Annotated in this window: 9 protein-coding genes and 1 pseudogene; 2 read left to right on the top strand and 8 right to left on the bottom strand. The window is 69.7% G+C overall.

Annotation, left to right across the window (positions count from 1 at the left end):
• Nucleotides 1-24: 24 nt before the first annotated feature.
• Genes C4313_RS07725 through kamA form a run of 5 tightly spaced genes read right to left on the bottom strand, consistent with a single transcriptional unit; the run spans nt 25 to nt 5232 of the window.
• Nucleotides 25-1089: a D-alanine--D-alanine ligase family protein gene (locus C4313_RS07725; protein WP_352429295.1), complete on the bottom strand. Its 1065-nt coding sequence runs from the start codon at nt 1087-1089 to the stop codon at nt 25-27.
• Complete coding sequence (locus tag C4313_RS07720) at nt 1089-1571, bottom strand: GNAT family N-acetyltransferase (protein ID WP_352429294.1); 483 nt, start codon at nt 1569-1571, stop codon at nt 1089-1091. The genes C4313_RS07725 and C4313_RS07720 overlap by 1 nt, the downstream gene beginning before the upstream one ends.
• Nucleotides 1572-1608: 37 nt before the next feature.
• On the bottom strand, nt 1609-2709 hold the full coding sequence (locus C4313_RS07715) for a D-alanine--D-alanine ligase family protein (protein WP_352429293.1): 1101 nt from the start codon (nt 2707-2709) through the stop codon (nt 1609-1611).
• 55 nt (nt 2710-2764) lie between these two features.
• Complete coding sequence (locus C4313_RS07710; RefSeq protein WP_352429292.1) at nt 2765-3865, bottom strand: D-alanine--D-alanine ligase family protein; 1101 nt, start codon at nt 3863-3865, stop codon at nt 2765-2767.
• Complete coding sequence (gene kamA / locus C4313_RS07705) at nt 3865-5232, bottom strand: lysine 2,3-aminomutase (RefSeq protein WP_352429291.1); 1368 nt, start codon at nt 5230-5232, stop codon at nt 3865-3867. Before kamA ends, C4313_RS07710 begins: the two co-directional genes overlap by 1 nt.
• Before the next feature lie 272 nt (nt 5233-5504).
• Between kamA and C4313_RS07700 the strand changes: the two genes are divergently transcribed.
• On the top strand, nt 5505-6212 hold the full coding sequence (locus C4313_RS07700; RefSeq protein ID WP_352429290.1) for a PIG-L deacetylase family protein: 708 nt from the start codon (nt 5505-5507) through the stop codon (nt 6210-6212).
• 13 nt (nt 6213-6225) lie between these two features.
• On the opposite strand, the gene C4313_RS07695 is transcribed toward C4313_RS07700, so the two are convergent.
• Nucleotides 6226-6849 (bottom strand): site-2 protease family protein, encoded by a 624-nt coding sequence (locus C4313_RS07695; RefSeq protein WP_352429289.1) that lies wholly within the window; start codon nt 6847-6849, stop codon nt 6226-6228.
• A gap of 101 nt (nt 6850-6950) precedes the next feature.
• Here C4313_RS07695 and C4313_RS07690 point away from each other — a divergent pair, with 101 nt between their 5' ends.
• Nucleotides 6951-9113, top strand: coding sequence for an ATP-dependent helicase (locus C4313_RS07690; RefSeq protein WP_352429288.1), 2163 nt, complete (start codon nt 6951-6953; stop codon nt 9111-9113).
• On the opposite strand, the gene C4313_RS07685 is transcribed toward C4313_RS07690, so the two are convergent.
• Together C4313_RS07685 and C4313_RS07680 are read right to left on the bottom strand one after the other, a co-directional pair.
• Nucleotides 9064-9807 (bottom strand): endonuclease III domain-containing protein, encoded by a 744-nt coding sequence (locus tag C4313_RS07685; RefSeq protein WP_352429287.1) that lies wholly within the window; start codon nt 9805-9807, stop codon nt 9064-9066. The genes C4313_RS07690 and C4313_RS07685 overlap by 50 nt on opposite strands.
• A 16-nt stretch (nt 9808-9823) precedes the next feature.
• A pseudogene (locus C4313_RS07680) lies at nt 9824-10313 on the bottom strand (NAD(P)/FAD-dependent oxidoreductase); the annotation flags it as partial.

Here is a 10313-nt window from a genome sequence, read left to right as displayed (position 1 = left end):
GCCCGCCGCAGGGTTCCCGGCCGTCTAGAAGCGCAACAGCCGGCGCAGCGTCCCCTCGGCCGGGACGGGACGGGCCGCCCGCGACGGCCGCCGGGACCACGCCAGCCGCAGGATGTGGGCGGCCATCCGCCCGTAGGAATAGCCCGCCGCCGCCGCCGAGCGCACGAACCCCGCATCCGGCGAGAGGTCGGGGTTGGGGTTCACATCGATCACATACGGCGTCCCGTCGGGGGCCAGCCGGATGTCAATGCGCCCGTAATCCCGGATGCGCAGGACGCGATAGGCCTGGGCGGCCACGTGGACGACCTCCGCCTCGGTCCGCTCGTCCAGGGGGGCTGGGATCACCGGTAAGGTCCGGCAGTAGCGCTCGCTGTGGCGGTCCCACTTGGCCGCGGCGTCCACGATGCGCTCTTCCTCAGAGAGGCCGTCGAAGAAGATCTCCGAGATGGGGAGCGGCTCGGGGTCCCCGTTCCCCCACAGGCTGACGTTCAGTTCGCGGCCGGCGATGAACATCTCCACCAGCGCCGGCTGCCGCAACGTCTCGAGCACCCACGCCACCCGCTCCCGCAGATCCCGCGGACGGGTCACCACCGCCTCCAGCGTGAGCCCGACACTGCCGTGCTCCCACGCCGGCTTGACGATGGCCGGGAAATGCGCCCAGCCCTCCGCATCCTGCAGGCGGTGGCAAACCCGCCACGGCGGCGTGGGGATGCCGTTGAGGGTCAAAAACGTCTTCATCAAGGCCTTGTTCCCCGCCACCGTAAGGGTCCAGGGGCCCGAACCGGTGTAGAGGAACCCGGCCGCCTCCAGACATCTGGCCACCTGGGCCTCGGCGTAAGGGTCTCCTTCTAGGGCCTCGCACCAGTTGAAGACCACCCACTCCCGCGGGTCGTAAGGGGCCAGCGCCCCCCACACATCCCGCCGGACTTCCACCGGCCGGACGATCAGCCCGTGCTCCTCCAGGCCCTCCTGCATCTTACGAACGCACTCCAGGGCATACGCCTGATCCTCGGGGGGCCACGTGCCATCCATGTTGTAGAGCAGGAGGACGTGGCGTCGTGTCCTCGGATTCGACGGATGCCGCCACATCATGACACCTCCTCCGGGGATGGGAACCGGCGCCCCGCGGCCTCTCCTGCAACACCGCCCGCGGAGGCGAGGTCCTTCACATAGATGGCCAGCCCTTCCCCCTCCTCATAGAAATCCTCCACAGTCCCCAGCAACCGGAAGCCGTTCCGCGCGTAGAAACGTCGGGCGGGCACGTAGGGGGCGGAGGTCGCCGTCTCCACCACGATCCAGCGTCCCCCCTCCCGCCGCAGATGATCCTCCATCGCCTGAAGGAGCGCCGTGCCGATGCCGCGCCCTCGGGCCCGCGGATCCACCATCAGCCAGTAAAGGTCCCACGACCAGCGGGTCATGGGGCGCCGTCCGTAGCAGATCAGGCCCTGGATCTCCCCTTCCCCGTCGCCGTCCGCCCACACCAGGAAGTGATAGCCGCTTCCATCGGACCCCTTCCTGCATACCTCCTGGAAGATCTCCATCAGGGTCTCGATCTCCTCCGGCCGGAACACTCCACAGCCCTCTGCCAGCCTCCGGATGGCGGCCCCTTCATGAGGCCACGGCGGTCGAATAGGCGTCATCGCTCCAGACCATGGGAACCGTGCGGGGAGAGGAGATCGCCGTCCGCAGGCGGCGCCGGGACCAGGCCAGGCGGACCAGCCGGTCAGCGAGCGCCGCGTAGGAGTAGCCGGCCGCACGGGCCGCGTTCACGAAGCCGCTGTTCGGCGCCAGGCTGGGGTTCGGGTTCACCTCCAGCACATAAGGGACGTCCCCCTGGACGCGGAGATCCACCCGCGCGTAATCCCGACAGCGGGTGGCCTGAAAGGCCTTGACCGCCACCTCCCGGATCCGGGCCGCCAGTGCCTCGTCCACCTCGGCCGGGCAACGCACCGGGGTCCGCATGTAGTCCTCGGACTCCGGGAGCCATTTGGCGGCATAGGTGCACACCCGCCACAACGGGTTGGGGATGGCGGAGTAATCCACCTCCGCCAGGGGGAGGACCTCCGGCTCCCGCCCGCCCCAGAGGGAGACGTTGAACTCCCGGCCGGCAATGAAGGCCTCCACCAGGGCCGGCTGGCGGTAGACCTCCAGCAGGTAGGCCAGGCGCTCTCGCAGGGCTTCTTCCTCCTGAACCACCGAATCCCGATCGATGCCGTGGCTGGCGTCCTCCGCCAGGGGCTTCACGATGACCGGGAAGGGGATGCGGATCCGCTCGCAGGGATGACGGACCACTTGGGCCGGGGGGATGGGGAGGCCGGTGGTCCGCAGCCGGGCCTTGGCCCGGGCCTTGTCCAGGCAAAGGGAGAGGGTGGGCCCGGGGGAGCCCGTGTAGACGAAGCCCCGGGCCTCCAGGACCGCCGGCACGATCGCTTCCCCCTGGGGGTAGCCCTCCAGGGTCTCACAGAGATTCACCACCACCGTGTCGGCCGGGTCGAAGCCCTCCAGGGCGCCGCCCAGGGAGGCCGCGTCCCGGATCGCCCGCATGGCCACCGGCCAGCCCCGCTCCGCCAGGGCCTCGGCCATCGCCTGGGCGGTCAGGAGGACTTCCTCGTCGGCGATCCGGTCGCGGGGCTCTCCCCGCGGCAGCCGTTCCACCACGCTGTAAAGGATGAGCACCTGGCGGGGCGACGCGGGATGGCGCCGCGGCATCGAAGCTCCCGTCCTGTGGATGGTTCCCGCCCCCGGTCCCGGGGACACTCGGCGCTCAGCCCAGGGGCCGGAAGGCCGGGGCCGCTGCCGGCTCCAGCGCCAGGCCGTAGCGGCGGCAGGCGGCCTCCAGGATCCGATGGATCAACAGGTCATAGGCCATCCCATCGGCCCGGGCGTTGAGCACCATGTCGCTGACCTCGGGGTTCAGCCCGGGCAGGGTGTTGATCTCCAGCAGGTAGATCTGCCCCGTGGCCGCGTCGATCCGCATATCCACCCGGCTCAGGTCGCAAGCCCCGATGGCCCGGAAGGCCTCGAAGGCCAGCCGCTGGGCCTCTCGGAGGGACGCAGGGTCCAGGGGCGCCGGGCAGAGGTAGCGGGGGCCCAAGGGCATCTCCGACTTCACGTAGGAAGTGTAAAGCCCCCGCTGGTCGGGCGGGCACGGGCTGAGATCCACCAGCATCGGCGGGAACACGTGGACGCCGCCGATGTCCAGGCCGGCCTCCGTCGCCCAGCCCCTCGGGGGCCGCAGCCCCGCGGCATCCCCCTCCACGTTCCCGAGCAGCCCCACCGTCAGTTCGGGGCCGTCGATGAAGGCCTCCACCAGGGCCTCCTGGCGGTAGGTGCGCAGGATGTAGGCCACCTGCTCCCGCAACTCGGCCTCGTTGGTCACCACCGAGTGGGCCGAGATCCCCATCCCGCTGCCCTCCCGGTTGGGTTTGACGAACAGGGGGAAGGTCAGGCGGGGGTGGAGCGGCTCATCGGGTCGCCGGAACACCTGGAAGGGCGGGGTGGGCAACCCCTCGGCGATCCACACCCGCTTGGTCATCGCCTTGTCCAGGGAGAGGGCCAGGGCCAGGACCCGGGAACCGGTGTAGGGGATGCGCATCATCTCCAGCATGGCCGGCACATGAGCCTCCCGGGAATCCCCCCAGTAGCCCTCGCAGATGTTGAAACAGATGTCGGGCCGGAAGCGGCGCAGGGCCTCCGGCAGGTCCAGGTTGCCCTCGAAGATCGCGGTGGTGTGCCCCCACGCCTCCAGGGCCGCGGCGATCCCCTCCACCGTCTGGTCGGAGTCCAGTTCCACCCAGGCGTCCGGCGGATCGTCGGGGCTTCGGGGCGCGTTCCGTTTCAGGTTGGCCAGCACTGCCACCCGCATCACAGCACCTCCCCATTGACCACGGGCAGGGGCTCCCCGAGGATGAGGGGCGCAGTCTCCGTGCCTCCGGTGTGCAGCCGTCGGTGCACCGCCTCGAACCCCTCCGGCTCGATGGCCATGGCATCTCCCTGCAGCAACCCGAACAGGCCGCGCTGGCCGGGCTCCGGCCGCTGGTTCTGGCAGTAGGCGCAGCGGCTGGGGTCGTGGGGCACGTAGTCGGTGGGCTGCTCATATGTGCTGATGAAGCCCTCGAAGTTGCGCAGCACCACCCGCCGCTCGTTCATTGTCAGCAAGTAGTTGGGCATCACCGGCACCTTCCCCCCGCCGCCGGGCAGGTCGATCACGTAGGTCGGGATGGCGTAGCCGCTGGTGTGGCCCCGCAACGCCTCCATGATCTCGATCCCCCTCGAGACCGGGGTGCGGAAATGGCCGGCGCCTTCCACCAGATCGCACTGATAGAGGTAGTAGGGCCGCACCCGGCGTTTGACCAGCTCGTGGACCAGGGCGCGGATGATGTGGGGGCAGTCGTTGACGCCAGCCAGCAACACCGTCTGGGACCCCAAGGGAATGCCGGCGTCGGCCAGTTTGGCCAGGGCCTCGGTGACCTCCGGCGTCAGCTCCTTGGGGTGGTTGACATGGATGTTCATCCACAAGGGATGATACTTGCGCAGCATGGCCACCAGATCGTCGGTGATGCGCTGGGGCAGGAAGATGGGCACCCGCGTCCCGATGCGGATGACCTCGACGTGGGGGATGGCCCGCAGGCGGCGCAGGAGGTCCTCCAGGATCGGCTGGGGGAGGATCAGGGGATCGCCCCCCGAGAGCAGCACATCCCGGATCTGCGGCGTCCGGGCGATGTATTCGATCTGCCGATCGTAGTCCCGCCGGCTGAAGTTGGCGTGGGGATCCCCCACGATGCGGCTGCGGGTGCAGAAGCGGCAGTAACTGGCGCACTGGGTGGTCACCAACAGCAACACCCGATCCGGATACCGGTGCACCAGTCCGGGGACCGGCGAGTGACGGTCCTCCGCCAGGGAGTCGGCCATCAGCCCTGGCGTCGGCTCCAATTCCCGGGCCGTGGGGATGACCTGGCGGCGGATGGGACAGTTCGGGTCCTCCGGATCCATCAACGAGGCGAAATAAGGGGTGATGTCCATGCGGAACCGATGGGTCGCCGCCGCACCGGCCTCCTCCTCCGGGGTCAGACGGATCACCTGCCGCAGCTGCTCCACCGAGTTCAGGCGGTGGGTCAACTGCCACCGCCAGTCGTCCCACAGCGCGTCCGGGACATCCTGCCAGATCGGCGCCCGCCGGCTGCGGGGTTTCCGACCGGGAGGCTCCTCCTCCAACCGCTGGCGCTCCTCCATCGCACCCCTCCTGCCCCTCAGGATCTGGCCTTCCATATGCTGAGCCCTTCCACGAGGCGGATTTTACCGCAGTCCCCCCGCCCCGTGCGTTAAAAAATCGTGTAGATTCCGTGATATCTGGGTGAAGCATTTTATCGAAGAAATTCGATTCATCGAACTTATTCGATGAAATAAGATCGGCGGCGAGAGGGATGGCTGCCTTCGGCGGCGCCGTGTGGGGCGGATAGAATAGATCCTTGGGCGAGGGCAACCCTTAGATTCGGGAGGAGGCTGTGAGGGAACCGAAGCCGCCGGAGCGCGTGTTGGTGGTAGCGGCCCATCCGGACGATGTGGAGTTCACCTGCGCGGGCACCTTGGCCAAGTGGGCCCGCCGCGGCAGCGCCATCGCCCTGGTGCTCTGCACCAGCGGCGACGCGGGGACAGAGGAGGCGGGTCGATCCCGTGAGGCGACTGCCCGGATCCGCGAGGCGGAGCAACAGGCCGCCGCCCGCGTCCTGGGCTTGGCCGAGGTGGTCTTCCTGCGCTATCCCGACGGGCTGCTCCAGCCCACCCTGGAGCTGCGACGGGACCTGGTGCGGGAGATCCGTCGCTTCCGGCCCCACGCCCTGGTCTGCGGCGATCCCTCGGTCTACTTCTACGGCGAGGATTATATCAACCACCCGGATCACCGGGCGGCGGCCCAGGCCGCCCTGGAGGCTGCCTTCCCCGCCGCCGGCATGCCCCTCCTCTTCCCCGAACTCGGCCTCCCGCCCCACCGCGTCCGCGAGATTTACATCTACGGGGCGGCCCAGCCCAACGTCTGGGTGGACATCGAGGAGACGCTGCCGCTGAAGGCCGAGGCCCTCCGCTGTCATCGCAGCCAGATCGGGGATTGGGACCCCGAGCCCACGCTGCGGGCGTGGGCCGCGGCGGAGGGACGGACGGTGGGGTTGCGTTACGCCGAGGCGTTCCGGCGGATGGTGCTGGAGGCCGAGGACTGACCCGACTTCGGGATCACAGCGTCATCAGCCGGAAGGCGAGGGCGTAAAGCGGGTTCAGCAGGGCGGCCAGCAGGCCGATCTGGCGGTCCAGGACCAGGAAGAGCAGGAGGGCTAGAGGGCCGTAGGCCTCCAGCCGCGCGTAGGCGGAAGCCGCCTCCGGCGGCAGCAGGCCCTGCAGAACCCGATAGCCGTCCAAGGGGGGCAGGGGAAGCAGGTTGAAGGCCATCAGGCCGATGTTGATCAGGATCCAGGAGATCAGGAACCGGAGAAGGAGTTGGTTGAGAACGACGGGCGGGAGGGCCCGGTAGGCCAGGATGCCTAAAAGGGCCAGGGCCAGGTTGGCCGCCGGCCCCGCCCCGCCGACCAGGGCCATCCCCACCCGGGGGCCGTAGCGGAGATAGAGCGGATGGACCGGCACCGGGCGGGCCCACCCGAACCCGGCGAGGAGCAACATCAGGGCCCCGATGGGATCCAGATGGGCCAGCGGGTTCAGGGTCACCCGCCCGAAACGCCGCGGGGTGGGATCCCCCAAGCGCTCGGCGACCCATGCGTGGGCGAGCTCGTGGATCGGCAGGGCGACCAGGAAGATGACCGCCAGCGCCAGCAGGTAGCCTGCGTCCATGCGGAAAAGCGGCATGCGCGCCTCCCGGTTTCATGGCTTCCGGGTTCGAGTTTATCATATCCCATCCGGCGGGGATTCTTTTCTCTCAGGACCCGGCCGCGCGGAGGAAGGCCTGGATGCAGGAGATCCGTTCCCTTCTGGAGGCCCTGAACCCCCGGCAGCGGGAAGCTGTCACCGCGCCCGACGGGCCGGTCCTGGTGCTGGCCGGGCCGGGGAGCGGGAAGACCCGCGTGCTGACCTGCCGTATCGCCTACCTGATGGCGGCGCGCCGCGTCTCCCCCTTCCACATCCTGGCCGTCACCTTCACCAACAAGGCGGCGGAGGAGATGCGGTCGCGGCTGGAGGGCCTCGGGTCGCGGACGGCCGAGCTCACCCTGGGCACCTTCCACGCGGTCTGCGCCCGTCTCCTGCGGCGGGAGGCCGCCGCCGCCAGCCTGAACCCTCACTTCGCGATCTACGATGAGGAAGACCAGACGGAGGCGATCCGCCAAGCGCTGCGGGATCTCAACCTCGACGAGAAACGCTACCGGCCTGCGGCCCTGCGGGCGGCCATCTCGCGGGCCAAAAACGAGTTCGTCCGGCCGGAGGACTACCCTGTCCGAACGTATTTCGATGAGATCGCTGCCCGGGTCTACGCGCGCTACGAGGCGCTCTTGCAGGCGGCGGACGCCCTGGATTTCGACGACCTCCTGCTGCGGACCGTGGCCCTGTTCGAGGAGCGCCCCGAGGTCCTGGCCCGTTACCAGGAGCGCTACCGGCACATCCTGGTGGACGAGTTCCAGGACACAAACACCGTCCAGTATCTGCTGCTCCGCCTGCTGGCCGCGGCCCATCGTCGTCTGTTCTGCGTGGGCGACGAGGACCAGAGCATCTACGGCTGGCGGGGCGCCGATTTCCGGAACGTGATGCGGTTCCGGGAGCACTTCCCTGAGGCCCGCATCATCGTCCTCGAGGAGAACTACCGCTCCACCCAGCGCATCCTCCAGGCGGCCCAGGCGGTGATCCGCTTCAACACCCAGCGCTACAACGAGAAGCGCCTGGTGACGGCGCGGGGGGCCGGCCATCCCATCGCCGTCTACGAGGCCGTCGACGAGGAGGACGAGGCCGCCTTCGTGGTCCACCAGGTCCAGGATCTGATGGAGGCGCGGGGAGTCCGCCCGGGGGAGATCGCGGTGATGTTCCGCACCAACGCCCAGTCCCGCGCCCTGGAGGAGGCCTTCGTCCGCGCCGGGCTCCCCTACCGGCTGGTGGGCGGCGTCCGCTTCTACCAGCGCCGGGAGGTCAAGGACCTGCTGGCCTACCTGCGGCTGCTGGTGAACCCCCACGATGACCTCAGCCTGATGCGGGTCCTGAACGTCCCGCCGCGGGGGATCGGCCCGGCGACGGCCGCCCGGATCACCGCCCTGGCCCGACACCGGAGGGTCTCGCTCTTCACTGCCATGGAGCAGGCCGCCGCTGGCGAGGGAGGGCTCCCGCCCAAGGTCCGCCCTGTGTTGGCCGATTTCGTCGAGAAGATCCGGTCGTGGCAGGGCCTGCGGGAGACGATGGGGGTGGCTGACCTGCTCCGCCGCATCATCGATGAGATCGGCTACGCCGAGTATGTGGAAGGTCTGGAGGACGCGGAACGGGAGATCGGCGGACGGCGCTGGGACAACGTGCTGGAACTGCTACGGGTGGCCGCGTCCTTCCGCCCCGGGGCCTTCGAAGATCCCCTGGTGGCCTTCCTGAACGAGGCCGCCCTGGTCTCGGACATCGACACCCTGCGGGAGGATGTGGAGGCACCTGTTCTGCTCACCCTGCACGCGGCCAAGGGCCTGGAGTTCCAGGCGGTCTTCATCACCGGCCTGGAAGAGGGCCTGTTGCCCCACAGCCGCTCCATGGACGATCCGGCGGAACTGGAGGAGGAGCGGCGCCTGTTCTACGTGGGGATGACGCGAGCGCGGGACCTGCTGTTCCTCACCTACGCCTTCCGGCGCTATGAGGAGGTGCGCACGCCCTCCCGCTTCCTGGGGGAGATCCCACAGGCGCTGCGGGTGGCGGTGGAAGGCCCGCGGGGGCGCCACCGGGCGCGGCCGGCCCCTCCCGAGGCCCCCGCCGTCGCCCCCCGGGCGCTGCGCTTCCGACCCGGCATGCGGGTCCGCCACCCGCGCTTCGGAGAGGGGCAGGTGATGGAGAGCCGCCCCGCCGGCCCCGACGAGGAGGTGGTGGTGCTGTTCGAGGCGGTCGGCCTCAAACACCTGCTGGCCGGCTTCGCCGACCTCCAGATCCTGCCGGATTGAGCGGGCGGGAGCGCCAGCGGTAGTAGGCGCACATCCGCCGCACCGGGCAGACCTCGCAACGGGGGCGCGGGGCCTTGCAGATCTCCCGGCCGTGGCGGATGAGCAGAAGATGGAAAGGCCGATAGCGCTCGGGCGGGACCAGGGCCTCCATCCAGTCGTGGGCGGCCTCAGCGGACATGCCCTCCGGGATCAGGCCCAGGCGGGTCCCCACGCGGTGCACGTGGGTGTCCACCGGGAACGCCGGCCGGTTCAGGGAGAACAGCAACACGATGGCCGCAGTCTTCGGCCCCACGCCGTCCAGCCGGCGAAGCCAAGCCTTGGCCGCCTCCAGAGGCCAGTCGGCCAGGAAATCCAAGGAGAGAGCACCCCGCTCCGCGCTGATCCGCTGGAGGATCCGCTGGATGCGGGGGGCCTTCTGGGCGGCCAGGCCGGCGGGCCGGATGGCCTCGATGATGGCCTCCAGGGGGGCGTCCCGGACCGCCTCCCAGGTGGGGAAGCGGGCCCGCAGGCGCTCGAAAGCCCGCCCGCTGTTGATGTCGCTGGTGTTCTGAGAGAGGATGGTGAGGACGAGTTCTGAGAGCGGATCGAGGCGCCGGCGGTCTGGGACCCCGTAATAGGCCTCCAGGGCCCGATCGATCCGCACGGCTTTGCGGCGCAAGGCCGCCGTCGGCCGCTGGATGTCCTTCGCGGACATACTTCCCCTCGCCGGGCTACGCCGGGCGGACAGGCTCCCCGAACCAGGCCCGGAGCCGCTCGGCCTCGAAGGCCCGCTTCTCCTCCAGGTAGCGCGGCGAAGGCTCTGTCAGTTCGATCTCCGGGGTGGGCTCGGCGAAGAAGCGGCCGCGGACCAGCATGGCTTCCCCGCGCCCCAGTTCCAGATAGCAGAATCCCTCACCGGCGAAGGCCGCCTCGGGCTCCCGGCCGGCGAAGCGGGCAGCGATGCGCGCGGCCACCACCGCCCCCTGCGCCTCGGCGAAGACGCCGGCCTTGGGGAGCGGCATGCCGTTGGGGAGGGGGATCTCCACGATGTCGCCGATGGCATACACCCCGGGGAAGCGCGTCTCCATCGTCCGTGGGTTCACCTTCACCCAGGCGCCGCCGTCGGTGAGGCCGCTGCGGACCACCACCTCCGGGCAGCGGTGGGGCGGGATGCCCAGGAGCAGATCGAAGGGCAGCCGCTGCCCGCCGAAACGGACGGCG

This window comes from Thermoflexus sp. (assembly GCF_040289485.1).
Classification (GTDB): domain Bacteria; phylum Chloroflexota; class Anaerolineae; order Thermoflexales; family Thermoflexaceae; genus Thermoflexus.
The sequence above is the reverse complement of the archived record's forward strand: the minus strand, read 5'-3'. Positions and strand labels throughout refer to the sequence as shown.